The sequence below is a fragment of the Streptomyces sp. Q6 genome (assembly GCF_036967205.1).
Lineage (GTDB): Bacteria > Actinomycetota > Actinomycetes > Streptomycetales > Streptomycetaceae > Streptomyces > Streptomyces citrinus.
The window spans coordinates 154,387-180,880 of the sequence record NZ_CP146023.1 but is presented as its reverse complement, the minus strand read 5'-3'; the positions used below and the strand labels follow the sequence as shown (position 1 = coordinate 180,880).

Here is a 26,494-nt window from a genome sequence, read left to right as displayed (position 1 = left end):
CGACCACCAGGCGGCCGTCCCGGCCCACCCACCGTCCGTTCCTTCTTTGAGCGGCCTCGCCGCATGATCCCGATCGTCACTTCAAAGGAACCGCACCCAAAGGCGTTGACCCAGCGGACCTTGATCCTGAGAGCAAGAGGAAGGTTCCATCGCCGGATGGCTGAGAGTGACATTGACCTGGGAATCGTGACAGCGCCGTCGGGAGTCCTTGTGTTGGGGATGGCGTCGTGGATCGACTACTGGCCGCAGCTGGGCCAACCGCTGTCCGTACGCGCAAGTGCCGCGGCATCGGTCGGCGGCGGACACGTCCACGACTGGATGTGTGAGATGGCCGCAGTTCGCGCCGTCAGTGACAAGCCGTTGATGGTGCGGGCTGGCATGGCGCCGTCGCCCTTCGACGGAGGGCCAACCATCGCAGTCCTTGAGATCGATCTCGGTCTGCTCTGGACAGGCACCGCCGGGGACGAGCCGATCATCCTTGGCGACCTACCGGTCGACCGTTGCGGCATGGTGCTCGGTGACGCACTGGCCCTGGACTCCTGGACCGGAGACGGCCACCCCTCAACCGACGGCCTTGCCGACGTCGCCTACTGGGGAGCCCACGCGGAGGCCGCCCATCGTCAGTTCGGCGGAGACATGGTCTCGCGACATGGCAGCCAAGTGCGAGGGTGGCTGGACCTCCCGCTCGATGACGCCAAGAAGCTCGGCGACGCCCTCAACGGCTGGGAAGGCGACGAACAGGGCCGGGGCGTCATGGTCGCAGTCGACGAGCACACCGACTTCCACCGCTTCAACCGGGCGAGCTGGACGCACCCGCTTCGGATCGGCGCCGTCGAGGTCGCCGACTGCCCAGTGCTGGGAATCAACTGGGCCAGCGGCGACCACTCGATGAGACATCGCGGCCAACGCAGCTTCGGACAGGTCTATCCCGTGACCCTTCAGCCTGGCCCCACGGGCCAGGCAACGATGCGCTGGACGATCCCGCCCTACGAGCCCGGTGACCACGGCGCAGAGTGACCAGCAGGCACCACCGACTACTCAGGGTGGTCAAGGGCGAAACCGTCCGAGAACATGCGGGCTTACCAGTCCCGGGCAGGCGTCGGGAGTCAGCCCCGATGCCACGCGCGCGCCCATCCGATCCGGCCGGGCGCGCGCGTGGCCGGCAGCGGCGACTTGGTGCCGCATGCGCCCCGGCAGTGTGCCGGACCGTGTGCCGGATGAGAGCGCCTGCGCTGTTTTGCGAACTCAGGTGGTCAAAGCCGTGCAGGGACCACCTGACAACCGGCGGGTGAGTCGTGACCCCGTTCCCGGCTCACGCGTCCCGGCGCCCCGGCAGGAACTGGTCGAGCACCACCGCGAGGAACTTGGTGTGGTCGGGCAGCCCGGACTCGGCGACAAGACCGTCGATGATCCCGTACTGCGCCCGTGTCGGCTTGTACTGCAACTGCACCGGGCCCAGGCCCCGCAGATCCGAGTTGTCCGGTGCCACGGCGAACAGCTTGGACTGGAACTTGGGTGCGCGCCGCGCGTCCTCGACGACCTCCGTGAGCCCCTTGTCGATGGCGGCCTCGATGGCGAGGAACACGATCTGCGTGTGCGTCAGATCGGTCTGCTTGCGGTACTTGCGGAAGCGGTTGGCGACATTGGTCGAAACGTAGAAGCCGACCGCCCTGGCGGTGTCCGCGTCGTTCGCGGGTGCTGCGGGCTCCTCGGCGACCGTACGCGTCGGCTGCGGCACCACGGCCATCGGGCGCGGCGCCGCAGTCACGGGGGCAGGCTGAGCGGGCGTGGCGGCCGGCTGGGCGGCCGGGGCGGACGTCTGCGAAGTGGCCCACCCGGCGAGCGCTCCGGAGGGCGCTCCTCCCCCGCTGAACAGGTTGCCGACACCCTCGTCCGACATGCTCTGCTCGTCCTCGTCGGCGTGGGTCTTCTTGTTCTTCGGCGGGGTCATGCCGCGGCTTCCTTCCTCAGTTCGAGTGCCCTGGCGAACATCTCTTCAGTGAATCCCTCGTAGTCCGCTGCGAGTCCCTCGGCGGTCTCCGGGATGCCTCGCTCCCCCGCCGCTCGCCGCTCGGCCAGCTCCTGGACGAGCAGTCCGCGCTTGCGCACGAGGCGCGCTACCGACTCGGTGTGCCCGATCAGATGCTTGAACATGTGGGCTTCTTCGCCCAGCACCTTCTGTACCTGGCGCCGTACGTCGGCGTGGATGCCCGTGTACGTACGGCCGGTGTCGAACAGCAGCACCCCGAGCAGCGAGACGTACGGGTTGATCTGGCTGACGAACTTGACGTACGAGAACTCGAGGCCGATCTGGGCCAGTCCGTCCTCCGCGCCGCCGTCGCTCTTGACCGGGATGATCAGCCAGCGCGCGGCGGAGAGCGCGAGCCGCTGCAGAGAGGGGTTCTCCGGCGGCGTGTCGAGGATGATGATCTGGTAGTTGTGCGCGATCGGCAGCAGGCACATCAGCAGCCGCAGGTACGCGTGCGGGCCTTCCTTCGCGAGCAGCGTGTGGAAGAAGATCCCGAACTCGTCACCGAGGGCCGGACCGCCCATGACCACGTCCAGGTTCTCCCGGACGTTCTCCCGTGGCGTCAGCGGTGCACCGGTCCTGAGCGCCTCGAGCAGCCCCGCTCCCCCGTCGTTCCACTCCGCTCGCTTGTACCCGAGCTCGCGCGCGATGTTGCCCTGCGCGTTGCAGTCGATGATGAGCGTCCGCAGCCCGCTGCGCGCGGCCTTGCCCGCGGCGTTCGCCGAGACGGACGACTTGCCGACGCCTCCCTTGCCGTTGCCGAACATGAAGATGTGCGACAGCGACTCCCAGGGGATGCCGGGTAGCTGCGTTTGGATGTCAGGTGCTTCAAAGGGACTGGCCATGGGTCCTCTCACTCTGCTTCAGACCTGAGAACGGGGTTCGTTATGCCCCATTTGTTCTGGTTCGGATGGTCAAAACTTCGCTCAGAACGATCCTGCGCTCCGAAGGGCTCCGGAACAGGGTCCAGGAGGGCCCGAACCCGTCCCCAGAACCCGTAAGAACGCTTCAGGAACGCTGTCGTACCAGCTCAGGCCCGCTGTGCGAGACGGCGGAACCATGGACTTGATCGCGTGAGCACAAGCTGACGACCCCGCTCCTGGCCCCGCTTGTCGACATGCGGTGAAGGCAAGTGATCGCACCACGTGGGAATCAGCTGACGCTTCCACAAGAACATTCACCTCCAGAGCAGTTGTGCCACAAAGCGGTGATCACGCTACCAGGGATATGGAGCACCGTGTGACCGGACACGCCGTCAGACCGGCTTCCGGGCAAGGATTCCGAGGGGTATGCGAGCCTGCACCCGATCGTGCGGCCCGTTCCACTGCTTCGTCTGGTGGGGAGCCGACCGTCCTTCATGCCTTGTGGCTCACTCTCCGGGGTATCGCCGTATCAGCTGTGCGGCCGACTGCCGGACCTGGAGGTTCGCGAGCTCGTGACCCGGTGGGGGAACCGGGCGGTCGTCCTGCCGCACGGCCTGCCAGGATTCGGATCCGGTGACCAGCCGACGATTGGGTGGGCGGGCCGGTCAAAGTGCCTGTCTTCAGACGTACTTGCCGGGTTGGCGACGGGTGGGCAGGGAGGCGTGCAAGCACTCAGGCCTTTCCCTGTACTTGCGATTTCGTGTCCTCCCCTGCAGACGTATGGGTTGACCGGCCGAGTTGCAGACGCATCAGGGAACACGGATGCGGGCCTGTGCCGAGACAGAGAGGCGTTCCTGCATGTGGGTTGATGTGGAGTCATCGTTGCAGTGCGGTGGTGAGGCAGGTGGTGTGGCCAGCCTGTGTTCCTGTGCGCAGACCGGCAAACGTGCCTGCTGGGAAGCAGGCGGCTGCACCGGTGCGTCTGCCCGCCCTTCGTCCTGCCTGCAACCGGGCGAGCGGGCGTGCCTCGATGTCGGTACCCCGGCCAACCCTCCGACCGACCGATCGGCGTGCCCGTCCGCCTGCGTGTATTCAGGGTGACGTACGCGCAGTTGGGCCGGTCGACGTACGTGCAGCCCACGAACCCTTGACGCAGGTGGACATGCCAGCCCGCTTCCTGGTTACCGTGCGCACTTATAGGCAGGTCTGCCCTTCTGCCTGGATGCCAACCGGCACAGCAGCCCCCTGGTGTACTCGCAAACTGGCTAACGGCAATGCCCATGGAGAGGTGGTTGCAGTGGGGTGCCTCAAAGCTCAACTCTGCACGATTGCTCACGCCTTGAGATTCACATGTGGTTACGTTGATCCTGTGGCCTTGCCAGCGACAGGCTTCAAGGTGGAACCCAGTGTGTGTCACAACCCCTCCTTCCATGTTTGCTCGTCAATGGGTGGCGATGTTTGCAGGATTGTTTGTTTCCGCAGGTCAGAGGGTGTTTCTAACCTCAACTTGAGCCATCGTAACTGATCGTGAGGCTGTGTATTGGCGATGCTAAGAGTCGCCAAGGTGGTGGTGATGTCAGCGGGTTGAAGAGATTGAAACGCTGTCATGAGTCAAGGGCCTCGGATGCCGGGTGCGTTGGTCCATGGGCGTCCTCCGCGCCCTGATCCTCAAGCCCCTAGGGCGGGTCGGTAAGGGTGCTGAAGGGGGCTGATAGACCAGGAAATTCCGAGGTGCTCCAGCCGAGAGTTCTCCAAAGCCGGGTGGTCAGCTCGTACGCCTCGATCGTGATGCTCCTTCAGCCTGCGCAGGCGTTCGGACGATCTGAACCTGCCATGCGGGGTGGAACGACGCTGGATCAGGCCGCGGGGTCGCGCACGGTCATTACCGGGCTGAGGTCTCTCGCCGGCTTACTGAGCCTGTTGGAGCAAGCACAGTTCTGCTGTGGATTGGTCCGCGACTTGTGCCCTCCGGCCGTGACGGTCGTGTATGTCGCGGTGCGGATCAGGAAGCCGGGAGGCAGGTGAGCAGTCGCCCCTGTTGGCGTCGGATCGACGGTCGATTGCCGCGGGCAGCGACGGTCCTGCAGGGTGTCTGGCACGCTGGCCTGCGAGCTGCCGCTCCAGATGATTGCGTGGTGGGCGTGCGCTGCTGACGCGTGCTCAAGGCGTGTTGTGCGACAAGTCGCTGAGGGCAGGAGCAAGAACCAGTGGGGGAGTGCCGGTCGCGGACTTGTCGGTCCGTGAAGGGCCGTGGCCAGGTCGATCTGTGGTTCGTCATCTGTGACAAGTCCGAGCACGGCGCGTCCTGTGGCCGTCCTCGGCTGCGAGGGTTCGCATTCGCGGCAGAGTCCGGCCACCGTGATGGGGAGCCGTGGCCGCTGCGGCCGACAGGCTTCACCCGGCGTCCTTCGGCGGTGCTGATTAGCTGAGGAGGACCGTACGGCAGCGCGTGCATCAACTGTGCGTGCTGGGAAGCGTGCACGGCCCGGGGCTCAGCAGCCGATACCCAAGACCGCGCGACCGTGTCCGCCGCCAGACGTTCAGACGTTTCGCTCGCCTCCTGCTCGCCGGTGCCTCCAAAACTGTGCTTCGCTGCCGCAGCTCGTCCGGAGAGGGCAGGACCGTCGTCGGCGTGTTTTCTGCGTCTGCCGTTGGCTGTTTCGTGCCGCGACATTCCGGGGTGTGCGACGGCCGGGGGCCCGAGGCTGGTCACGATGGTGACCGATCGCAGGACGACTACGCCCGGGGCCGCGGCTTTCCGAGGGGCGACCCCCTTCGGCGCCAACCGGCACGGACGTCCGGGACTGACGCGCCAGGGGCACGCTCCATGCGCGGAGAGTTGAGACCGGGCGGCCGGGGGAATGTTCGTGCCCTCCGGGTGTTGACCCGCCGCCGTGGCCCGCTGTCCCGCATGCGGATGTGGGGGCGGCGGGGGAGTGGTCCCGCTTGGGCTCCCCTTTTGGGCCTGGGGGCGGCGGGACCGGAAACGGGCTCGGTTCGCGAGCGTGACGTGGGGGAGGGGTCCGGACGGTTCGCCTCGGACCTGACCTCTGTAGGGGCTGATTCCGGGAAATCGGTGCTCCGGGGTTCGCGCTCTCGATGGCTCTGACAGAAGTCATTGAGTGTTCAATGAAATTCGGCGGGTCCTGGCCTCGGCGATGCCCTTGAGCGGCTCCGCCGTGGTTGCGCCGCCCGCCCCTGACCGGCAGGAGCCAAGCGCTCGGTCTCATTCTCCCGAGAGGTATTCACAGAGGTATTCGCTCCAGTATGCTCAAGTCATGGCTGACACCACCCTCAAGATCGACACAGAGACCCGGGACCGGCTGGCCGCTCTCGCCGCGGAGCACGGCCAGAGCATGCGCTCCTACATCACCGAGCTGGCCATCGAGCAGGAGAACCAGCTCAAGCTCGGGCGGGCCACGGCCTCCTTCCGGGACGCCGTGTCGCAGCCAGGCATCGCGGAGGCATTCGACCGCGACTTCGGCGGACTGCCGACGCGCGCGGCGCGGCAGGCGGCCTGACCCTTGGACCTGACGATCGACATCCGGTGGCTGCTTGACCGCCAGGAGGACCTCCTCGGCAAAGACCTCGCCGTACTCGACTACTCGGCCCTGGTCGCCGCGGTGGCCCGCCACCGGGTCAACACCCCTCAGCTGGACGAGAGTTCGCCCGACGCCTACTGGCGGGCCGCGGCCCTGCTGGAGCAGATCGTGCTGCTGCGCCCGCTGCCCGCGCGCAACGAGTACTTCGGCTACGGCGTCGCCATCGCCTACATCGAAGCTTGCGGCGAGAGCGTCGACCACTCCTATGAGCCGTGGCGGGACCTCATCACCGACATCCGGGCCCTGCGGCTCACCGTCTACGACATCGCCGACCGCCTGCGCTCCTGGCGGACCTGAGCAGCACGGAACCCGGCACACCCCCGCGCGCTGTACCGCCCGGACGGGATGCACCTGATCCGATCCCAGGCCTTCAGTAACCTGTGCAGGAAAGCGCTCACGGCGCACGATGCGGATCTGACCGTCGTCCGCGCCAAGGGCACCGACGAACTCCACGTCATCGGGGAGTGGCGGCGTTTCTTCCCCGAAGGTCGCGGCGTTACCGAAGTCAGGATCAAGGACATCTGCACGGTGGGCACCCAGGACGCGGTGCCCCACACCGGGGAGGCGTAAATGCCGGACAGAAACCACGAGTTCGGCAAGTTCGGCGCCCGGGGGGTCAAGGGCTACGAGGCCGCCGCCCGCCAGCTCGACAACCTGGTCGAGTTCATCGCCACCCCCGTCACTCAGCGCCGCGGCATGCTGGCCCGCCTGAACTACCTCACCCGCACCGAACACGCCAAAGCCGCCGCCCGTGCAGCCGGCCTGACCGTCACGGACCGTACCCTCAAGCGCTGGGCCGACGGCAAAGCGGCACCGTCGAGGAAGAGCCTGGCCCAACTGGAGGGCGCCTACCGGCAGGTGCGCCGCCAGAACGTCGCCCGCCACCTGCTGCAACGCCTCAACCAGGACGGCCGCGGTACCCGGGTGGAGTTCCACCCCCTCAACCAGTCCCAGGTTTCCCGTCCTCACGTACGGGAGGTGTCCTTCCGCACGCTGAACGTGCGCCACTGGGACCGAATGGTCGAGGCATGGGCGGCCGGCGACGACGAAGCCATGGACGACGCCTGGTTCAGCGACATCACCGCCGACCTCGGCTCCGACTACGGCGCCTATGAGTACGTCATGAACATCGGTTTCGCCGCCTGAGCCCCCTTCCGGAGAACGGGGAAGGGGGTGGCTCTTCTGGAGGGATGACCGCCAAGGATCGGGCATGGGCCCCGTGTCGGCGGCGCTGTCATGCCAATGCGGGGGACGCAAGGGCAAGGACGAGTGCAACGCCCGCAGTGATCATGGGCGGCCTCGTCTGTCCTTGGGCAAGCGCGTACGCCCCACCAGCGATACCGCCCAGGGCAACGCCGAGCGTGAGCGGCCCATGGGATCACTACCACGCACACGGTGTGGCCAGTGGGGAGCTGACCGCACCAGTGAGCGGAAGTCACCTGCTTGACGGGTGACGCGAATGACCGTCATGATGGCGTTACCGCCTCCACCGGTGACATGGTGAAGGTCCTGGTCGGCGGGCGTGCAGAGACCTTGTGCACGCGCGAACCCTTCGGCGACGCGTATACGTGTGAATGCCGCCGAAAGCACCGCGCGCATGCCCGGCGCGCCCCGGCTGAACATGTTTCCGATGAGCACGCGTCTCGATCCGGCCCCGCCAGGTCCGAGTGCCGCCCTGACCGGCTCTCGGGCGAGCAGGTCTGTGGCCGGGCGGTCGGCGCAGTGCTGTCGGGGCAGGCCCCGGGCCCGCGAGCCTTCTGTGACCGCGGGCCCGGGTGACGTCGGTGACGAATGGGCCGAAGACGTACCCGCGATTCACCGTCAGTTGACTGAGGCCGCACATGTCGGCCGCGGCCGACACTGAGCGCACTGCGCCGCCTGCGCAGGCCCCACACCACCGGAAGCGAGAACACAGCCATGGATATGAAGCTCGAAGTCGTCATCCTGCCCGTCTCCGACGTGGACCGGGCCAAGGGCTTCTACGTCGAGCAGCTCGGCTGGCGCCTCGACGCCGACTTCCCGATCAACGACGGCTACCGGATCGTGCAGGTGACCCCGCCCGGCTCCGAGTGCTCGATCATCTTCGGGGAGGGGCTCACCCGGCAGGAACCGGGCACGCTCCACGGCCTTCAGCTGACCGTCACCGACATCCTCAAGGCCCAGGAGGAGCTGACCTCCTGCGGCGTGGAGGTCCACGGCCCGTTCCGCGACAAGACGGGCGCCTTCCACCACGCCGGTGACACACAACGGGTGCTGGGCCTGCATCCGGAGCGGGCCAGCTACGGCACCTTCGCCGCCTTCAAGGACCTGGACGGCAACGAGTGGTTCCTCCAGGAGGTCACCGAGCGCGCCCCCGGCCGCTGACAGGCGCCCGACCTTGCCCACTCATCCATCCGCCCGGCACACAGTCACCGGAGGACACATGACGACCGAGAACATCCGCACGTACGACGTCATCGTCATCGGCGCCGGCCCGGTCGGGGAGAACGTCGCGGACCGGACCACCGCCGCCGGCCTGAGCACCGTCGTCGTCGAGAGCGAACTGGCCGGTGGCGAGTGCTCGTACTGGGCCTGCGAACCCAGCAAGGCCCTGTTGCGGCCAGCCCTGTTCCGGGCCGACGCCGCACACATCCCGGGGCTTGCCTCGGCCGTCGCGGGACCGCTGGACGTCGACGCCGTCCTCGCGCACCGCGACCGCATGTCCGCCCACTGGAAGGACGACGGCCAGGTCGAGTGGATCAAGTCGGCCGGTATCGATCTGCTGCGCGGCCACGGCCGGTTGGCGGGAGAACGTCAGGTCACGGTGGAGACGCCGGACGGCGACGCCGTCCGGCTGCGGGCCCGGCACGCGGTCGCCGTCTGCACGGGCAGCCGCGCGGCCCTGCCTCCGCTGCCTCGCATCGAGGAACTGCGCCCCTGGACCAACCGGGAGGCCACCAGCGCCCACCAGGCGCCGGAGCGTCTCGTCATCGTCGGCGCCGGTGTGGTGGGCGTCGAGATGGCCACCGCCTGGCAGGCCCTGGGCAGCAGCGTGACCCTGTTGGCTCGTGAGGACGTACTGCTGCCCCGGATGGAGCCCTTCGCCGGGGAGTTGGTCACCGAGCGGCTTCGGGAGGCCGGCGCGGACGTGCGGTTCGGTGTCTCCGTCACGGACGCGAAGCGAGCGGATGGCGCAGGCGAGGTCCGGATCCGGCTGTCGGACGGCTCCGAACTCACCGCTGACGAGATCCTGTTCGCAACTGGCCGTGCCCCGCGTTCGACGGACATCGGACTCGACAGCGTCGGACTGACGCCGGGGGACTGGCTGACCGTCGACGACAGCCTCACCGTCACCGCCGTCCCGGGGGAGTGGCTGTACGCCGTCGGCGACGTCAACCGGCGGGCCCTGTTCACCCACCAGGGCAAATACCAGGCTCGCGTCGCCGGTGCGGTGATCGCCGCCCGGGCACGGGGCGAGCAACTGGACACGGGCCGCTGGGCACCGCACAGCAGCACGGCCGACATCGAAGCCGTCCCCGGCGTCGTCTTCACCGATCCCACGGTCGCGAGCGTCGGCCTGACCGCACGGGACGCGGAGCGCCTCGGCCGGGACGTCGAGGTCGTCGACTACGAGATCGGCCACCTCGCGGGCGCCGTCCAGTACCGCCCCGACTACCGGGGCAGGGCCCGCATCCTCATCGACCGGGACCGGCAGGTGGTCGTCGGCGCCACGTTCGTCGGGCCGGGCGTGGAAGAGCTGGTGCACTCGGCCACCGTCGCCCTCACCGGCGAAGTGCCGGTCGAACGCCTCTGGCACGCCGTACCCGCCTTCCCCACCATCAGCGAGGTGTGGCTGCGCCTGCTGGAGACCAGGAGCAACTCATGACCACCGCACGCGACCTCGTGCTCATCGCGCTGACCATGTCGCCCGGGGAACTCACAGGCCAGGGAGAACTGTCGCTCGCACTCGCCGGGGCCGAGGCGATCGACCTGCTGCACAACGGGGCGCTGCGCCTGGACCGCGACCGTTTGGTGCCCGGCCCGCAGACGCTGTCCGGGGACTTGCTGCTGGACCAGGCGGGCGCCTCACTCGTCCGGCAGGAGCCCTACGAGACCCTCGACGACTGGCTGTGGCGCCGCGCCGAGACCCTCGTGCCGGCCTACGCGGACGCCCTGGAGCGGGCCGGGCAGGTCATCCGTCCGCATGGCCATGGGCTCCGGCTGCTGTCCGGGAAGGCCGTACTGACCGATTCGCAGAAGCGCCGCGAGGCGGAGGAACGCAGGGCCTCCGGCGAGCCCGTCCTCGCCGCTCTGCTGGCGGCCTTGGGACAGCCGTCCGAAGCCGACGACAGCCTCCTCGACGACGCCGTCACGACCGTACTGGCTGCCGTGGGCGACGCGGTGATGCAGCTGGAGACCGTACGACTTCGGCGGGACATCGAGAATGCCGCGTTCGACAACGTGTGGCGCGGCTGGTAAACGCCGCTGTGCCCGGGCGGCGGCCGTTGTCCGGGATGAGATACGTGCCTCTCCCGGTTCGCCGGGTCCGTCGAGACGTCTCGCCCGTCCCGCGAGGCGGGATGTGTCGCGCACCTGGTGCGCAGCGGTCCGGCTGTGGATCACCGCCCGCGGGACAAGCAGACACCTCAGTCGGAGCTGCCGCTGTCCGCCGCACCTGTCTTGACCAGGGTGTACATGACGGAGCGCTGCTGCTTGTGGCGCCGGATACGGCCCTTGGCGACCAGGGACTCGAGGGTGTTCCGCACCACCTGAGGAGTGGGGTTGCGGTCCGGGTGCTTCTCAAGGAGCTCGTCGCGCAGTTCCTTCGCCAGACGCGGTTCCTCGTACCGGCCGAGCAGGTCCGCGAGCAGATCACCGAGCAGAGGCTGACGCGACTTCCCCTGCGCGCCGGCCTTCGCCGTCCTGCCGGTCTGAGCGCTCTTGGCCGACGTCGAGCGTCGGGCGCGGGCTCCGGTGGACGTCTTCTTCGCCTTCGCGACGACCGGCTCGTCCTGCAACTGCTCAGGAAGCCGGGACGCATCGGCGAAACCCTCGTACCGCTCGGCGAGGTCGAGGATGTCCGCGAGGAGGGCTTCCTCCTGCTTCAACACGGTGATCCTCTCCGCCAGCTCCTGCTGTCGCCGACGGTTCTCCTCCAAGTCCGACGCGGCTTGTTCTACGTACCGCGACCGGAGCGTGGCGGCTGATTGGCTGGTCACAACCGTTCACTCCCTCGATATGAATGATGTTGCGCATGGTACCCACGCCGTGGGCTCCGTGTGGATAAGTGTCAACGCCAGATGGTTCCTCCGACATGCTCACTCTTCACGATAGGCGCTGATGTGCCCGCGCAGAGAGGAAGTGTGGGCGGTCCTTGGTGTCCCTCGGGCACCGACGCTGTCACTCGCACGAGGCAACCCCCCGTATGCACTGCCCGCCAGGTATGTGGTTGAACCACCGGCCATCAGATTGCGCCGACCGGGGGAGGGAGCCGGGAGAGGTTACCGATCACCGGGCCGTGTGCCTGAGCGCCGCCAACCACATGGGTCATGACATGACAGGAGTATGTGTACAGCGAACGCGGGGTGTGCGGGTCGGCCGTCCGGCCTCAGTCCCACCTGACGGCGTCGCACACCGAGTCCGTCAATGCGGCCACCGCCGCTTGCAGGTCCGGCGGCAAAAGGGTGGGGGACGAAGCGGTCCTACGGCCCCACAACGGCCCCTGCGGTCGGGGCACACCCGTTTCCCGGGTGGCCTGAACCGGCAGCCCCGGGCCGCTCATCGTGGCGCTGAACCGGGCTGCGACCTCGGCGCGTGCCGTGCTCAGAGCCTCCAGGACGCTGTCGCCGAGCTGGGCGGCGGGCATCTGTCTGAACCGCTCGTCGATGAACCGGATACTTGCCGGCCGACCGTCAGCACCCACGGTGACCTCTACGACGTCGTCCCTGGAACAGGCCGTCACCGACACTGCCCGTATCTGCTCCCGCGCCCTGGCCAGAGCCGCGTACCGCTCGGCGAAGTCGGCAAGGGCGTACTCCAGGCGTCTCACCGGTGGTGTTTCCATGGTCCTCCTCTGCCGGTGCGGTCGGCCGACACACCAAGGACACGAGAGGATCTCACATTTGGTTCACACATGAACTCACACACGCGTCCGCGATGCGTTCGCCGACGAGCGCACACCTCACGTGGAGTACCCTTGTTCAGCCACGTACGGTGACCGGGGGAGTGTTGTACCCCTCGACCCGCAGCCTCGGCCGGCCCGAAGACAGCGCGGACGCGGGCCATGACAACCTCACCGTGCGCGTCTCGCCGGGCAGCAGCCACAGGTAGTTGTCGTCGTAGAGGGTCGGCAGGACGCGGGTGCCGTCCTCCGCCAGCAGGGAGAGCCGAACCATGGCGGCGACCATCGACCCACGGTTGCGGACGGTGGCGGTCGTCGAACGGCGCTCCCCCTCCCGGGACACCCGGGTGACAGAGGCCGACAGCCTGGCCTGCGGGGCCCGGTCGAGCGCGCGCAGCGCATCGGGGGTGCGGCAGCGCCAGTAGGTGTTGCGGGACAGCAGCCTGCCGTCGGCGTCCTCGAGGGTCAGCCGGAGCAGGTGCAGGTTCGGCAGGTCGGCGGTGGGGGCCGCGGTGAACGCCCGTGCCGTCGCGGCCGGTTCCACGTCCACGTGGGTTTGCCGGGTGTCGGCCACGCGGCGGCCCGACAGGTCGTACGTTCGCGCCGTGACCGTCGCCCGCTTCAGTGCCTCGCGGGTGTGGTTGACGGCGATGACCTGCCACTTCACCGGGTCGGCCTGGACGTGCAGGGGCTCGCAGGCGGTGCGGCAGCCGAAGTAGGCGCCGTTGACGTCGAAGTCGTAGTCGTAGGTCTGCCAGACCGTGCTGTGCCAGGCGGGGTGGGACATCCACAGCATCAACCCGCTGGCGTTGTCCCACAGATGGGCGTTCCAGGCCTCGAACATGGCGCGGAAGTTCTCGTAGTTGACGAACTGTGCCTTGCGTGTGAAGTCGTCGAGGTCGCGGGCCGTGCCGAGGCGGGTCTCGATGGCGGCCTTATAGTTCTGCGGGGCCTGGTTGCCGTGTTCGCTCCAGTCGTGGTGGTACCAGGCGCCGCCGATCGGCCACTCCGGTCCGTCGTCGCCGAGCAGGGCGCGGGTGCTGGCGGCGGTGGAGACGACGGGCATGCCGATCTCGGTGTGGAAGCCGAAGTCCTGGTTGCCGTAGGTGGCGGGGTCGAAGTACTTCTCCGGCTCGACCCAGCCGTACGGGCCGCCGCCGGTGACGACACCGCCGGCGGAGTTGCTCTGGTAGAGCAGGCCCGGCGCCTGGCTCTCGACGGCCTCGCGCATGCCCTCGTCGACCGCGGCGGGCGGGTTGCCCTCGTTGGCGCCGCACCACACCGCGATGCTCGGGTGGCTGCGATAGCGCAGGACGGTGTCGCGGGCCGTGGCGAGGAACGCTTCGTGGTCCGGCGGGTCCATGGCCCAGGCGTTGGGGAAGTCGTTCCACACGAGGATGCCGTGCGCGTCGCAGGCGGCGTAGAACTCCTCGCGGTTGCTGCTGCCGACCCAGTTGCGGATCATCGTGAAGTTCATGGCCTGGTGCATGCGCACCGCCGCGTCCATGCGCTCGGCGGGCATCCGGCGCAGCAACTCGTCCCAGCCCCAGTTGCCGCCGCGCACCAGCACCCGTACGCCGTTGACACTGATCTTCAGAGGGTCGGGGGTGTTGGAGACGGTCGTGACATCGGTCCAGGTGTCGCCGTCGTCGGAGACCTGCACGGTGTACGTCTTCGGGTACGCCTGCTCCCAGACGACCGCGACCCGGTCGAAGCGCCGGGAGGTGCCGAGGTCGACCTGGAGCCACTGGTGGTCCTCGTAGGCGGACGACCAGCGGGTGCCGGCGTCGCCGTCGGTGGCGTGCGCGGCCGGATGGCCGTCCTCCGCGCTGGAGGCGGTGGCCTCGCGGCGTAGCGCGAGATCGGTGCCGGGCTCGGCGCTGTCGATGACGGCGAGGGACCACAGCGAGGTGCCCCAGCTGGTGTTGCGGATGCCGCAGGACAGGCGGACGTAACGGGCCGTACGGGCCTCGAAGTCGGTGATGCGCAGGCTCGCGTCGCCGCTGTTGAAGGGGAGGGGGACGGCCGTGTTGTCGATGGACGCGGCCTCCGTCCACTGCTCGCCGTCCTCGGAGACCTGCACGACGAAGGTGCGCGCGTAGGCCTGCTCCCACACCAGGTCGACCCGGTCGAAGGTCTGCGTCGCGCCGAGGTCGACGCGTATCCACTGGTCGTCGGTGAAGGCGGAGGACCAGCGGGTGGCCGGGTCGCCGTCGGTGACGTTCGCCGCCGCGTGCCCGTCCTCGTCGGTGCTGGAGGCATCGGCCGGAGCGCGCAGGGCGAGGTCGGTGCCGGGGCGGGTGCTGTCGTACACCGACAGGGTCCACAGGGAACTGCCCCAGTCGGTGGCCCGGGTGAGACAGCGGACGCGGACGTGGCGGGCCCGCTGGGGGCCGAGCACGACGGTCTGGGTGTACGCGTCGGAGGAAGGGGTGAACTTCAGCGGGGTGTCGCACGCGTAGCCGAACTGCCGTATGCCGAAACGGGTGGTGCGCCGGTCGCTCTCGGCGCCGCCGGTACGCGCGGTGAGGGTGAGGTCGTGGAGGGTGGGCTCGCCCAGGCCGTTCGGCCACCACAGCCCGGGGTCGCGTACGCGCAGCGCGGCGAACGCGTCCCGCGTGAAGCTGACATCGATGTCATCGCCCGCCGGGACGGTGACCGTGCGCGAGACGCGGACGTCGCCGAACTCGGCGGTGACGGTGGCCTCGTGGGCGGCGGAGTCGGCGTTGCGGACTGGGACGGTCAGGGTGAGCTCGGCGACCGACAGGTCCGGCAGCCCGGGCAGCACGGTGTCGACGCGCGGATCGCCGAGGACGATGTGGCCGGTCGATCTCAGGCGTACGTGGTTCCAGATGCCGGCCGCGCGGTCACGGACCGCGGGCATCCAGTCCCAGCCCGAGGAGGCCAGGTACGTCGGTGAGTTGCGGTTCATCGTGTCGGCTCCGGCGTCCACCCACGCCTCGCCCGCCGGCCCCTTGTCGCCGGGGCTTCCGGGCAACGGCATCGGGGAGATGCGTACGGCGAGCGCGTTGCCGTCCTTCCTGAGCAGCTGGGTGATGTCGTGGGCGGAGCGGGCGAAGGGGAAGGTCACCTCACCCACTGTGTGTCCGTTGAGCCAGATCTCGGCCTTGTGGTTGACGCCGTCGAACTCCAGCCATATGCGCCGCCCCTGGCCGGTGCGCAAGCCGTTGGGCAGGTCGAAGGCGCGCCGGTACCACCAGGAGTGGCGGGACAGGGCCTCGGGGATGCGCAGGTTGTTCAGGCCGGCGACGGGGTCGGGCAGCCTGCCCTGGTCGACGAGGGAGGCGAGGACGGTGCCGGGAACGGTCGCGGGCAGCCAGCGGGTGGTGTCGACGCCGGTCGCCGACAGGGTCGTACCATCCCCGTCCGCCCAGTCGTCCAGGGTGAGCGTCCAGCCCGACTCCAGCGGGACCGTGCCGTCGGCGGCCACTGCCAGGGGCGGCGTGTCGGCGTGGTGGGTGCCCCAGTCCGTCCAGCCGGTGGCCGTCGGGCGGTGGGCGGGCGCGGTGCCGTAGACCTCGAAGCCGTTCAGGCCCAGGGGGTGGGGGCCGGAGCGCAGGCGGACCGTCAGACGGACCCAGCGGGCCGTCGCGGGCTTCGGCAGCGGGATGTCCACCACGCCGCCGGTGCCGGCCGTGTCGCGGTGAACGCTGGTCCAGGATGCGTGGTCGCGGGACGTCGCCACTACGAACTCACGGGCGTAGCTGGAGAGCAGTTCCTTGCCGGTGGTGTCCTTGCGTGGGTTTCCGCCGGCAGGCGGGGTGAAGACCGGGTCGCTCGCGTCGGCCTCGAAGGTCAGCCGTACGCGGTCGACGCGGCAGTCCGCCTGGAGGTCGACCTCGATCCACTGCGGGTCGCCCGCCTCGGCACGCCAGCCCGTTCCGCGTACGCCCTGGACGGGGAGCGCGTCCACCACGAACCCGGCGGGGGTGGGCGCGTAGGCCTGCGAGGAGGCACGGACTGGGCGGTACGCGGCGATCTCACCCGGCACGGAGGCGGAGTCCGTGTCGGTCGCGCCGGCGGCCTCGGTCGCCGGCGCGAACACCGTGCCGAGGCCGAACCCGGCCAGCAGGGTCGAGCCGGCCGCGACGACGGCACGTCGGGAGGTGTGCGGGGCGCTGCGCCGCGAAGGGCCCGGCTGGTCGGCCATGTGTGATCGTCCCATCACAAGGTGTGAGCGAGCGGTGGCGTGTGTTCTGTCGGGCACGCCGACGCGTCCTGACAACGTTGCCATAGGCTGTTGGTACGGACACTTTCCTGTCAAGGCTCTTGACGAAGAAGAAACTCGCGGAGCACCCACAGCCGTCCCGGGCAAAGAAGCATGTGAACAGTGATGACAACGACACCCCTTGATGGCGACTTCGCCGAACTGCTGCTCTCCAGCCATCTGCGCCTGGTGGGCGGCCGCTGTGCCCTGCCGCGTGGGGGACCGGGCAGGACGCCGCGCGCTGGTTGTACGAGCGGGCCCCGTTCGGGCTGCTGGCGCACGACACGTCCGCCGACCCGCGCTTCGTCTACGCCAACGGCACGGCGCAGCGCTGCTTCGGCTACTCCTGGGACGAGTTCGTCGGCCTGCCGTCGCGGCTGTCGGCGCGGCCCGACGCCCAGGAGGACCGGGACGCCTTCGTGCGCGCCGTGACGGTGGATCACTACGCCACCGGCTACCGGGGGATACGAGTCGGCAGGACCGGCCGGCCCTTCTGGATAGAGGACGTGACGATGTGGGACCTGATGGACGCCGACGGGAGCCTCCATGGGCAGGCCGCGGTGTTCCGCTCCTGGTCACCCGCGAAGGGCTGAGACCTGCTGTCACGGCCCGGTGTGCGACGGGCCCGCCCCGGCCGGATGCCGCGGCGGGCTAGTGCGTGCGCAGTGGCGGGTTACTGGAAGTCGCAGCCCGGGTTGGGGGCGTCCTCCGACAGCGGAGCGCCGTGCGGCAGGACGTACAGGACGTCGAGGACGACGTCGGTCTTGCCGAGGTTGCGGCCGATGTGCACGTGGTCCGCGCCGGACGGCTCGGTCAGGGACTTGCCAGCCTTGTAGGCACCGTCGGCCCGGCAGTCGGAGTCGAAGTGGCTGAGCGTGCCGTGCTGGGCGAAGCCGTAGAGGGTTCCGTCGTGGTAGTGCCAGCCCGTGCTCTGGCCCGCGGGGATGGTGATCTGGCGCAGGATGTAGTCCGTGCCTCCGATGGTGGTCTGGGAGATGATCTTTCCGCTCACACCCGGTCCGGCCGGGGTGGCGAACGCGGTGCCCGCGCCCAGGGACAGGCCGACGGCGGCGGCCAGGGTCACGCCCAGCCGCAGCAGGTTCTCACGCATGGCGTTCACACCTTTCAGGTGACTCTCTCGGTCCGGCAGTCTCACACATGTGTCCCGCGCGGCGGGCTGATGCATACGTTGCGCTGCGGTCAAGGCGGCGCGACTGCGCGTGATATACACCTCATGTGCGTCGATTGTCAGGAATCCGTAAGGGCGGTGACTCGGCGGCCGGGATGACAAAAGCCCTGATGAATGAGGCTTTCTGGCGGGGCCGGTCAGGCATACGTGTTCATTGGGCGCGGGTGCGGCAGCTGGACGGCACAAACACAGCATTCTTCTGACACATGTCGCTGCCTACAGTGCGACTGCGGAGGTTAAATCCAGCCTCCGGTCGCCGCACCACAGAGAACCGAGGCGGTTCAGAACACCATGGCTACGCCCCCCACGGCTCCATCCCGGTCCGAACTGCTCGGCACGATCATGAGGGAACACCGGGAAAGCCTTGTCTCGTACGCCGAGAAGATGCTCGGAGACCACGGACTGGCCGAGGACATCGCCCAGGAGGCAATCATCCGGGCCTGGCGCAACATCGACCGTCTGCTCGGGATGGACGGGTCGGTCCGTGGCTGGCTCTTCACCGTGACCCGGCACCTTGTCATCGACTGGGTGCGCAAGCCCCACGCGCGCCGAGAGGTCGTCGGGGTCACCTACAACGACCCCGTGTCCCGCACCGACGCCACCGCGGCGGTGCACGACGTCATGGTGGCCAGGCCGCTGCTCCAGCGGCTGTCCGCCGAGCACCGCGCGGTGCTGGTGCACATCTACCTGTGCGACCGCAGCATCCAGGAGACGGCCGGCATCCTCGGAGTCCCGGCCGGCACGGTCAAGAGCCGTCACCACAACGCCCTGCGCAAGCTGCGGGGGACGGTGCGGCCGGAGGCCGCCTAGTCGTGTCCGCAAAGTCCCTGCTGCGACGCCAGGCAGGCGCCCTCGCCGCACCGGGCGCAACGTCAAGTGCGTCCTGTACAAGGCCTTGTGCTTGGCACGCCGAGAGAACTCACCGGCACTTCACGGACAGGCCCTGGCCGAGGGCGGCTAGGAGTTGTCGGGCTCGAAGCACATCTTCAGAGCCGAGGTCAGTCTGCGGTGGAGGGCCTCGTCCTGCGGGCGGTTCTCGATGGAGCGGACGAGTTCCGGCAGCAAATACTGCTCGGCCACGATCCACTCGGCGGCGTCCGCGCGTCCGTTGAACCGCTGAGGACGGACGCCGGGACGCGGGGGCGGCAGGAGTACTGGGCCGCGATGCGGCGCGAGATGTGCCGTGGCGGCGTCGGCGCTGTACAGGTAGTACTCGAACATCCTGGCCAGGGCCTCGGAGCGTACGGTGGGGGAGTCGAGGACCGCGCTGAGTTCTCTGGCGTGGGTACGGAGCAGTTCGTGGCAGGTGTAGCGCCCCGCGGTCAGTTCGGCCAGCAGGTGATGATCCATCAGCTCCGCCACGTCCTGCCGGGTTCTGCGCGGCTCAGTGCCGGCGAGGCCGGCGGCGGCCGGCAGGGCGATGTCCCGCGCGGGATGCAGGCTCAGCAGCCGGAACAGCCGCGCGGCGCTGCTGCTCAGTGCCTCGTAGGAGCGGTGGAACGAGGCGCGGATGTCGGTGCGCTCGTCGTGGCAGGACAGGGTGTCCAGGCAGTCGTCGGCGTCCTGCAGCCTGGCCGCGAGCGACACCAGCGGAAACCTCGACTGTGCCAGGGCCTGTGCGCCGGTGACGGCCAGGGCCAGCGGCAGTCCGCCGCACAGTTCGACGATCTCCTCTGCGGTGGTGTGCTCGGCCCGGATCCGGTCGGTGCCCAGGCGCCGGTCGAGGAGTTCCAAACCCTCCGCGCGAGTCATGGGCTGCAGTGTGATGATGCGGGCGTCGTCCGTCACCGCCAGGCCCTCCAGCCGCCGCCGACTCGTGACGACGGCGACACACCCAGGTGTGGCGGGGAGCAGGGGGCGTACCTGTTCACAGTTCTCCGCGTCGTCCAGGACGAGGAGCAGTCGGCGTCCGCTGAGGGCACTTCGGTAGAGGGCGGCGAGTGCGGCGACGCCGGTGTGGGCGCGGTCGTGCTCGACGCCCAGCGCGCCGAGGATCTCGCTGATGGCCTCGGCGGGGTCGAGCGGGGGCCGGGAGGGGTGGTGGCCCTGGAGATCGATGTGGATCTGCCCGTCGGGGAAGTGGTCGGCGACCCGGTGGGCCCAGTGCACGGCCAGCGTCGTTTTGCCGACCCCCGCCATGCCGCAGATGGCCGCGGTCATCGTGGGCGGGCGGCTCTCGCCCTCGATCGGCAGTAACTCCAGACACTGGCTCAAGGGCTCGCGCCGGCCGGCGAAGGAGGTGCAGTCTGCGGGGAGTTGGGAGGGTCGCCCGGCTTGCGCGGGCGGGGACGCGGGGGTGTCCGGCAGCCGCGAGGCCCGGCGCTGGAGCAAGTGCTGCTGGGCGGCACGCAGTTCGGCGCCGGGCTCGACGCCCAGTTCCTCGGCGAGTGCGTCGCGGATGGCCTCGAACTGCCGTAGGGCTTCGGCCTGTCGGCCGGTGGCGGCCAGGGCTGCTATCACCCGGGTGTGGAGGGCCTCGTCGAAGGGGTGGTTATCCAGGGCGATGCGCAGCACGGTGAGGGCTTCCTCGGTCAGCGCGGGCGCCGCGGTCAGGACGGCGTCGGCGGCTTCCTTCACCGTGGCGACGAATTCGTGACCGACGGAGGTGAAGACCGGGTGTCGGGCCACCGAGGTGCCCGCCGCGACGACGGGGCCGCGCCACAGCCGAAGGGCCTCGACGAAGTCCTGCGCGGCTTCGGCGGGAGCGCCGTCGCGGAGCGCGAGCTGCGCCTTGGTGCGCAGGTCGCGGAAGCGCAGCAGATCCGAGCTGGAGGTGTCGACCAGGAGCCGGTAGCCGTCGGCGGCACGGACGAGGTGTTCGGCGTTGCTGCGGCTGCGCAGTTCGGGTTCGAGCGTTCTGCGCAGGGCGCCGATGTGCCGGTGCACCACGTTGACGGCGCTGGGCGGCGGGTCGTCGTCCCACAGGATGTCCACGGCTTCGCCCAGGGTGAGCGGCCCGGGGGCGCGGAGCAGCAGCAGGGCGAGCAGGGCCAGTCGTTTCGGGGGGCCCACGTGGATCTCGGTGTCCCCGCGTGTCGCCCGTACGGTGCCGAGGACTGAATAGTGCACTGTCGCATCCATCTCGCGGCTGGCCTCGCTGTTTCTCCAGTGGTCTGCTGGTCGGCCATCGGGTCCGTGGTCACCACGTCGGCGGGGGTCTCACGCCCTCTCCGCGGGCGGGGCGTGTGGCCAAGACCGCGAAGTGTAGCCGCGTTCCGTGACATGTGTGTGCGGCCGGAGGCGTCGCGGCGGTGTGATGTGTCGAGTTTGGCAGCGCGTGTCGCTCGGTGGGTCGGTCATGCGACTGAGCACCCCGCGAGAGGGTAACCGTTTCAACTGGTAACGATATTCTCGCGCGATACGTCACCTGTCAAGGCGGTTGCTGGGTGGAGGTGGGCGAAACCTGTGAACCTCGCAGAGGCTCACTGCGTTGAATTCACAGGAGGTGCTCCTTGTACGTTCTGGTCCCCGACGACCCCGTGTTCTACGCGAAGTTCCAGAGCCTGGAGGAGCCGCTGCTGCGCCACCTCTACGGCCTGCATCGCTCGGGCGCGGCCTCGGACGACGAACGGGTCGTCGCGGACGCCTACGACAGCTGGGTGCAGGTCCTGCTCAAACTGCCGCTGTGGGCGCGCTGGCACACCGAGGACACACCCGCCGGTCCGCCCCGATACACCCTGTACGGCGCGGGTGGCGACCAGCTGACGAGCCTCTACCCGATCGACGTGGCCCCGGTTGACCTCGGACACCTGACGGCCGGTCTCGACCTGTTCGCCGGGGCAGGCAGCGCCTACCGGGAGGAGGGGTTCGCCGAGATCTTCCGCCGGGTCATGGAGGTGCTGCTGCTCCCGGCCCCGCCGGACCTGCTGAACGCCCTGCTGCTGAAGGTGTCCCAGGATGCCGCCGGTTGTGTGACCCTGCCGGCCGGCCGCGAGCGGGAGTACCGGCGCTTCTGCGAGGAGATCGTGACCATCCTCAGCTCGGGCGACACCTTCGGCTTCCGCAGCCACCTGGCCATGTATCTCTGAGGTGTGTCGCCGGCCGGGCGATGTGCCGCCCCTGTGGTGGTGAACCTCACCGGTGGTCCGAGTCTCCCCTTGGACCACCGGCGCGCTCACCGACAGGCGCTCAGGGGAATATCCGGAAGCTCCGCAAGGAATCCGGGCGGCGCTGATGGACCGGTTCCGCAGGCCTCTCAGGGATCGTGCGGCCGGCCGGCCCCGGCGACCGGGCAGGGGCTCAGCGCGCGGCCGCGGCGGGCGCGGACTTCTTGCGGGCCCGGTACGCGGCAGCCTTGATCTTGTTGCCGCAGGACTCCATGCCGCACCACTGGCGCCGCATGCCTCGGGAGCGGTCGATGTAGACGCGGGTGCACTCGGGGTTCCCGCACTCCTTTATCAACGGCACGTCCGGGCCGCTCAGCAGCTCCACCGCCTGCCGGGCGAGTGTCGCCAGCGCCTGCTCGGGGGTGGCGTCGATGAGCCGCCCGGTCGCGGTGAGCTGAGGCGTGACAGGAGTCTTGCGCGCGGCGGCGTTGACCGTGTCGAGCGCCTCCGGGTCGAACTCCTCGCCCAGGCGGCGGTCGGTCACGAGCCGGTAGATGGCCTCGCGTACGGCCGTGGCCTCCCGTACGTCGTCTTCCTGGCCCTCGGCGATCGTGTCCACCAGGCCGGACTCCAGGTACCAGGCGTTCAGCCGCTCCGGCGTCACGAACATCTCGAACCGGGTCGACCGCCGGGCCCGCAGGGTGGCCGCGAAGTCGAGAGCCGGGTGCCCGCAGACGAAGACATGGTCAAGATTCACATCACCATCTTGACAGGTGACTACGATCGGGCGCAAGAAGCGTCACCGTCCCAAGTGGTGCTCCCGGCCCTGCCAGCGCCGACGCAGCCAGCGGTCGTGGCTGGCGACGACGATCGCGCCGGGGCCCGGACCCAGGGCGGCCTCCAGTTCGTCGCACAGGACGGGGGAGAGGTGGTTGGTGGGCTCGTCGAGCAGGAGGAGCTGCGGCGGGCGGGCCACCAGAAGGGCCAGGGCCAGACGCCGACGCTGGCCAACGGAGAGGTGTCCTACCGGCTTGTCCAGGTCCGTCTGGTGCATGAGGCCGAGCGAGTCCAGGGGCACCTTCTCCGCCTGCCGCACTCCGAGCGCCTGCTCGTAGGTGTCGCGGACCGTGCGGTCGTACCGCTCGAAGGTCGTGTCCTGCGTGAGAAGCCCGACCGTCAGCCTGCGCCGCCGAACCAGCTCGCCCTCCGCCGGCAACTGTCCGGCGAGTACGGCGAGCAGCGTCGACTTGCCCGCCCCGTTGCCGCCCGTGACCAGCAGCCGGTCGGTCGGCGACACCTCTAGGTCGGCAGGCGCGAGCCGCCCCGGTACCCGCACCCCGCTCAGCGACACCAAAGGCTGAGGGCCCTCCTCGCTGCGCGCCACCAGTTCCCCGGCCGCGAACCGCAGCGGGCGGGGCGGCTCGGCCACCCGGGTGCGCTTCAGCTCCTCCAGGCGCCGGGTGGCGTTGCGGACCCGCCGGGAGATCTGGCTTTGCACCCTGCCCGCCCGGTGGCCGTACCCCATCTTCTCGTTGTCCGTACGGCCACGGTCCGGCGCGACCCGGTGCGCGGTCACCCCCGCGGACTCTCGCAGTTCCTCCAACTCCTCCTGCTCCTCGGCGAACCGCCGCTCCCAGCGCTCGCGCTCGGCCCGCTTCTCTGCCAGGTAGGCGGAGTAGTTGCCGCCGTAGCGGACCGGGCCGTCCACCGCCGGGTCGAGGTCGACCAGGTCGGTGCAGACGGCGTCGAGGAACGCCCGGTCATGGCTGGCGACGACGACCGTGCCGGGCAGGGCGCGGAGCTGTTCCTCCAGGAAGGCGGCGGCGTTGTCGTCGAGGTGGTTGGTCGGCTCGTCGAGGAGCAGGGCGGAAGGGCGGCGTACGAGGAGGGCGGTCAGGGCGAGCCGGCCGCGCTGGCCGCCGGAGAGTGAGCCAAGGGTACGGTCGTGGCCGAACGCGCCGAGGCCCAGGCCGTCCAGGACCAGGGCCGCGCGCCGGTCGGCGTCCCAGGACTCCCGGTGCTGGGCCAGTTCCAGACGCCTGCCATAGGTGTCGAGGAGGTCCTGGTCCTCCGGAGTGCGGGCCAGTTCCTCGCCGAGACGGTCCAGTTCTGCGAGGTCCTCGCGGGCCTCACGCAGCGCCTCGTCCAGGACTGCGGCGATGGTGGCCTCGGCGTCGTACGGCATCTCCTGGTGGAGAAAGCCCAGGCCGGCGGGGCGCGTGATGGTTCCGGTGTCGGGGTCGTCCGTGCCCGCGAGGAGGCGCAGAAGGGTGGACTTGCCGACGCCGTTCTCCCCGATGAGGCCGATGCGGTGGCCAGGGGAGGCGGTCAGGGAGATGCCGTCGAGGATGCGATGGCCGCCCAGGTTGCGGACCAGGTCGTGGGCGATCAATGCGGACACAGGTGTCCCCCAGAGGTGAGGCGTCGTCGGCCCGCCGGGCGCACGACGCCTCGGACGCGGGCCAGGTCACACGTCACCGGCTCACACCTCGGGTGCCCCCGTCTCCTTGAGCGTGCCGTCCGCCAGGCGCAGCCAGCGGTTCACACCGATCTCGGCGAGGAACCGTTCGTCGTGGCTGACCACTATGAAGGCGCCCTGGTAAGAGTTGAGCGCGCTCTCCAGCTGGCCCGCGCTGACCAGGTCGAGGTTGTTGGTCGGCTCGTCGAGCAGCAGCAGGTGGGGGGCCGGTTCGGCACACAGGATGCAGGCGAGGGTGGCGCGTAGGCGTTCGCCACCGGACAAGACGCCTACCGGGAGGTGGGCGCGGGCGCCGCGGAAGAGGAAGCGGGCGAGCAGGTTCATACGCTCCGCCTCGGGCCGCTCGGGGGCGAACTTCGCGAAGTTCTCGGCGACCGTGCAATCCAGGTCCAGCAGATCCAGGCGCTGGGAGAGGTAGGCGATCCGGCCGTCGTTGCGCTTGATCTCCCCGCCCGCCGGGGCGAGTTCGCCGGTGATCAGGCGCATGAGGGTGGTCTTGCCGGCGCCGTTGGGGCCGGTCAGCGCGATGCGTTCGGGGCCACGGACGGTCAGGTCCACGCCGCCGGGGGCGAACACGTCACGGTCGCCGAGGCGCACCTGCATGCCTTCGCCGAGGAAGAGGTTGCGGCCCGCGGGGACCTGGGTGTCGGGCAGTTCCAGAGTCAGGCGCTGCTCGTCGCGCAGGGCGCGGCCGGCCTCGTCGAGGCGGGCCTTGGCCTCGGTGACCCGGGAGGCGTGCATGGTGCCGGACTTGCCTGCGGCCTCCTGCGCGCCGCGCTTCATGTTGCCCGCGAAGATCTTGGGCAGACCGGCGTTCTTGAGGTTCTTGGAAGCGTTGCTCATCCGCCGCTCGGCACGTTCGCGGGCCTGCTGCATCTCCCGCTTCTCGCGCTTGAGCTCCTGCTCGGCGTTGCGGACGTTCTTCTCCGCAACCTCCTGCTCCGCACGCACGGCCTCCTCGTACTCGGTGAAGTTGCCGCCGTACAGGCGCAGTTCGTCACTGCCGAGTTCCGCGATGCGGTCCATGCGGTTCAGCAGGGCGCGGTCGTGACTGACCAGGAGGGTGCCGGTGAAGTCCGACAGCACGTCGTAGATCTTGTGCCGGGCCTCGACGTCGAGGTTGTTCGTCGGCTCGTCGAGGAGGAGGACGTCGGGGCGCTTGAGGAGCTGGGCGGCGAGGCCGAGCGAGACGACCTGGCCGCCGCTGAGGGTGCTCAGGCTGCGGTCCAGGGTGAGTTCAGCGAGGCCGAGGCGGTCGAGCTGGGCGCGGGTGCGCTCCTCGATGTCCCAGTCGTCGCCGATGGTGGCGAAGTGCTCCTCGGCCACATCGCCGGACTCCACCGCGTCCAGTGCACGGATGACCGAGGCGACACCGAGGACCTCGGCGACCGTGAGGGCACCGGCCAGGGGGAGGCTCTGCGGGAGGTAGCCGAGGCTGCCGCCCACGGACACCGAGCCGGTAGCGGGCTTGAGTTCACCGGCGATCAGCTTGAGCAGGGTGGACTTGCCGGAGCCGTTGGGGGCGACCAGGCCGGTGCGGCCGAGGGGCACGGAGAAGGACAGGTCCTGGAACACCGGGGTGTCGTCGGGCCAGGCGAAGGAGAGGTTCGAGCAGACGATGGACGCGTCGGACATGGAATGACCTCGGGGTGGATCGAGGGCAGAGATCAGACTTCTGCCCTGGTCAGATGCGGGAAAGGGGTACGACAAGACAGACCACCTCGGCAGCGCTCCTGAGCGCCGGCCGGTGGCCGTCAGATCCGGGTCTCACCCGGAGATGTCGTCTTCACCCACCACGTCTGTAACTCCTCGATACACGGCCAGCATCGCTTCCAGCCTAGCAGCCGTCGCTTCATACGTTTGCGGTTGACAGCTCCGACACCCCCATGCCAGCATGGTCACCAGTTAAACCGGTGACGATGGCTTGCGGGGCGTCGCCCCAGCTCACACGTGTCCCA

20 protein-coding genes and 1 pseudogene are annotated in these 26,494 nt (G+C 69.2%); 11 read left to right on the top strand and 10 right to left on the bottom strand.

Features of this window, described 5'->3' with window-relative positions; all coding sequences use genetic code 11:
* The first annotated feature begins 156 nt into the window (after positions 1–156).
* Positions 157–1,017, top strand: coding sequence for a hypothetical protein (locus V2W30_RS40410; RefSeq protein ID WP_338704162.1), 861 nt, complete (start codon positions 157–159; stop codon positions 1,015–1,017).
* 295 nt (positions 1,018–1,312) lie between these two features.
* Here V2W30_RS40410 and V2W30_RS40405 read toward each other — a convergent pair whose 3' ends face one another.
* Positions 1,313–1,951, bottom strand: coding sequence for a hypothetical protein (locus V2W30_RS40405; protein WP_338704161.1), 639 nt, complete (start codon positions 1,949–1,951; stop codon positions 1,313–1,315).
* Positions 1,948–2,874 carry a ParA family protein gene (locus tag V2W30_RS40400; protein ID WP_338704159.1) on the bottom strand — a complete coding sequence of 309 codons (927 nt, stop codon included), beginning with the start codon at positions 2,872–2,874 and terminating at the stop codon, positions 1,948–1,950. Before V2W30_RS40400 ends, V2W30_RS40405 begins: the two co-directional genes overlap by 4 nt.
* A 3,296-nt stretch (positions 2,875–6,170) precedes the next feature.
* Here V2W30_RS40400 and V2W30_RS40395 point away from each other — a divergent pair.
* From V2W30_RS40395 to V2W30_RS40365, 7 genes and pseudogenes are all read left to right on the top strand, one after another.
* Positions 6,171–6,413 (top strand): antitoxin MazE7, encoded by a 243-nt coding sequence (locus V2W30_RS40395; RefSeq protein ID WP_338704158.1) that lies wholly within the window; start codon positions 6,171–6,173, stop codon positions 6,411–6,413.
* A gap of 3 nt (positions 6,414–6,416) precedes the next feature.
* Entirely contained in the window at positions 6,417–6,791 is a 375-nt protein-coding gene (locus tag V2W30_RS40390) for a toxin Doc (protein ID WP_338704157.1), read from the top strand.
* A gap of 24 nt (positions 6,792–6,815) precedes the next feature.
* Positions 6,816–7,064: pseudogene (locus V2W30_RS40385) on the top strand (transcriptional regulator); the annotation flags it as partial.
* The gene (locus V2W30_RS40380) at positions 7,065–7,640 is read left to right on the top strand and encodes a transcriptional regulator (protein WP_338704156.1); all 576 of its coding nucleotides are present in this window, start codon (positions 7,065–7,067) and stop codon (positions 7,638–7,640) included.
* Positions 7,641–8,411: 771 nt separating this feature from the next.
* A complete protein-coding gene (locus V2W30_RS40375; RefSeq protein WP_338704154.1) occupies positions 8,412–8,858 on the top strand; it encodes a VOC family protein in 447 nt (148 codons plus the stop codon).
* Between the two features lie 58 nt (positions 8,859–8,916).
* A complete protein-coding gene (locus V2W30_RS40370; protein ID WP_338704153.1) occupies positions 8,917–10,359 on the top strand; it encodes an NAD(P)/FAD-dependent oxidoreductase in 1,443 nt (480 codons plus the stop codon).
* On the top strand, positions 10,356–10,952 hold the full coding sequence (locus tag V2W30_RS40365; protein ID WP_338704152.1) for a GPP34 family phosphoprotein: 597 nt from the start codon (positions 10,356–10,358) through the stop codon (positions 10,950–10,952). Before V2W30_RS40370 ends, V2W30_RS40365 begins: the two co-directional genes overlap by 4 nt.
* A 167-nt stretch (positions 10,953–11,119) precedes the next feature.
* On the opposite strand, the gene V2W30_RS40360 is transcribed toward V2W30_RS40365, so the two are convergent.
* The 3 genes from V2W30_RS40360 to V2W30_RS40350 form a co-directional block, all read right to left on the bottom strand.
* On the bottom strand, positions 11,120–11,692 hold the full coding sequence (locus tag V2W30_RS40360) for a hypothetical protein (protein ID WP_338704150.1): 573 nt from the start codon (positions 11,690–11,692) through the stop codon (positions 11,120–11,122).
* Between the two features lie 389 nt (positions 11,693–12,081).
* The gene (locus V2W30_RS40355; protein WP_338704149.1) at positions 12,082–12,537 is read right to left on the bottom strand and encodes a YbaB/EbfC family nucleoid-associated protein; all 456 of its coding nucleotides are present in this window, start codon (positions 12,535–12,537) and stop codon (positions 12,082–12,084) included.
* Between the two features lie 136 nt (positions 12,538–12,673).
* Positions 12,674–16,765: a discoidin domain-containing protein gene (locus V2W30_RS40350; protein ID WP_338704148.1), complete on the bottom strand. Its 4,092-nt coding sequence runs from the start codon at positions 16,763–16,765 to the stop codon at positions 12,674–12,676.
* Between the two features lie 302 nt (positions 16,766–17,067).
* On the opposite strand from V2W30_RS40350, the gene V2W30_RS40345 reads away from it, so the two are divergent.
* The gene (locus tag V2W30_RS40345; RefSeq protein ID WP_338704147.1) at positions 17,068–17,415 is read left to right on the top strand and encodes an MEKHLA domain-containing protein; all 348 of its coding nucleotides are present in this window, start codon (positions 17,068–17,070) and stop codon (positions 17,413–17,415) included.
* An 80-nt stretch (positions 17,416–17,495) separates the two neighbouring features.
* Here V2W30_RS40345 and V2W30_RS40340 read toward each other — a convergent pair whose 3' ends face one another.
* Entirely contained in the window at positions 17,496–17,933 is a 438-nt protein-coding gene (locus tag V2W30_RS40340) for a cupin domain-containing protein (protein ID WP_338704145.1), read from the bottom strand.
* A 369-nt stretch (positions 17,934–18,302) separates the two neighbouring features.
* Here V2W30_RS40340 and V2W30_RS40335 point away from each other — a divergent pair, with 369 nt between their 5' ends.
* Positions 18,303–18,821: an RNA polymerase sigma factor gene (locus tag V2W30_RS40335; protein ID WP_338704144.1), complete on the top strand. Its 519-nt coding sequence runs from the start codon at positions 18,303–18,305 to the stop codon at positions 18,819–18,821.
* A 147-nt stretch (positions 18,822–18,968) separates the two neighbouring features.
* Here the strand turns inward: V2W30_RS40335 and V2W30_RS40330 are convergent, their stop codons facing one another.
* Entirely contained in the window at positions 18,969–21,080 is a 2,112-nt protein-coding gene (locus tag V2W30_RS40330) for an AfsR/SARP family transcriptional regulator (protein ID WP_338704143.1), read from the bottom strand.
* 383 nt (positions 21,081–21,463) lie between these two features.
* On the opposite strand from V2W30_RS40330, the gene V2W30_RS40325 reads away from it, so the two are divergent.
* Positions 21,464–22,039, top strand: a complete 576-nt coding sequence (locus V2W30_RS40325; RefSeq protein ID WP_338704142.1) for a hypothetical protein — start codon at positions 21,464–21,466, stop codon at positions 22,037–22,039.
* A gap of 211 nt (positions 22,040–22,250) precedes the next feature.
* Here V2W30_RS40325 and V2W30_RS40320 read toward each other — a convergent pair whose 3' ends face one another.
* The 3 genes from V2W30_RS40320 to abc-f all read right to left on the bottom strand — a co-directional run bounded on the left by V2W30_RS40320 (position 22,251) and on the right by abc-f (position 26,171).
* A complete protein-coding gene (locus tag V2W30_RS40320; RefSeq protein WP_338704141.1) occupies positions 22,251–22,814 on the bottom strand; it encodes a CGNR zinc finger domain-containing protein in 564 nt (187 codons plus the stop codon).
* Between the two features lie 42 nt (positions 22,815–22,856).
* Positions 22,857–24,458 (bottom strand): ABC-F family ATP-binding cassette domain-containing protein, encoded by a 1,602-nt coding sequence (locus V2W30_RS40315; protein WP_338704140.1) that lies wholly within the window; start codon positions 24,456–24,458, stop codon positions 22,857–22,859.
* Positions 24,459–24,539: 81 nt separating this feature from the next.
* On the bottom strand, positions 24,540–26,171 hold the full coding sequence (abc-f, locus tag V2W30_RS40310) for a ribosomal protection-like ABC-F family protein (protein WP_338704139.1): 1,632 nt from the start codon (positions 26,169–26,171) through the stop codon (positions 24,540–24,542).
* Positions 26,172–26,494: the final 323 nt, after the last annotated feature.

Excerpts from the sequence above, each read along its gene's own strand:
- V2W30_RS40410 (WP_338704162.1), top strand. The coding sequence starts at position 157 with ATGGCTGAGAGTGACATTGACCTGGGAATCGTGACAGCGCCGTCGGGA.
- V2W30_RS40405 (WP_338704161.1), bottom strand. The coding sequence starts at position 1,951 with ATGACCCCGCCGAAGAACAAGAAGACCCACGCCGACGAGGACGAGCAG.
- V2W30_RS40400 (WP_338704159.1), bottom strand. The coding sequence starts at position 2,874 with ATGGCCAGTCCCTTTGAAGCACCTGACATCCAAACGCAGCTACCCGGC.
- V2W30_RS40395 (WP_338704158.1), top strand. The coding sequence starts at position 6,171 with ATGGCTGACACCACCCTCAAGATCGACACAGAGACCCGGGACCGGCTG.
- V2W30_RS40380 (WP_338704156.1), top strand. The coding sequence starts at position 7,065 with ATGCCGGACAGAAACCACGAGTTCGGCAAGTTCGGCGCCCGGGGGGTC.
- V2W30_RS40375 (WP_338704154.1), top strand. The coding sequence starts at position 8,412 with ATGGATATGAAGCTCGAAGTCGTCATCCTGCCCGTCTCCGACGTGGAC.
- V2W30_RS40370 (WP_338704153.1), top strand. The coding sequence starts at position 8,917 with ATGACGACCGAGAACATCCGCACGTACGACGTCATCGTCATCGGCGCC.
- V2W30_RS40365 (WP_338704152.1), top strand. The coding sequence starts at position 10,356 with ATGACCACCGCACGCGACCTCGTGCTCATCGCGCTGACCATGTCGCCC.
- V2W30_RS40355 (WP_338704149.1), bottom strand. The coding sequence starts at position 12,537 with ATGGAAACACCACCGGTGAGACGCCTGGAGTACGCCCTTGCCGACTTC.
- V2W30_RS40350 (WP_338704148.1), bottom strand. The coding sequence starts at position 16,765 with ATGGCCGACCAGCCGGGCCCTTCGCGGCGCAGCGCCCCGCACACCTCC.
- V2W30_RS40340 (WP_338704145.1), bottom strand. The coding sequence starts at position 17,933 with ATGCGTGAGAACCTGCTGCGGCTGGGCGTGACCCTGGCCGCCGCCGTC.
- V2W30_RS40335 (WP_338704144.1), top strand. The coding sequence starts at position 18,303 with ATGGCTACGCCCCCCACGGCTCCATCCCGGTCCGAACTGCTCGGCACG.
- abc-f (WP_338704139.1), bottom strand. The coding sequence starts at position 26,171 with ATGTCCGACGCGTCCATCGTCTGCTCGAACCTCTCCTTCGCCTGGCCC.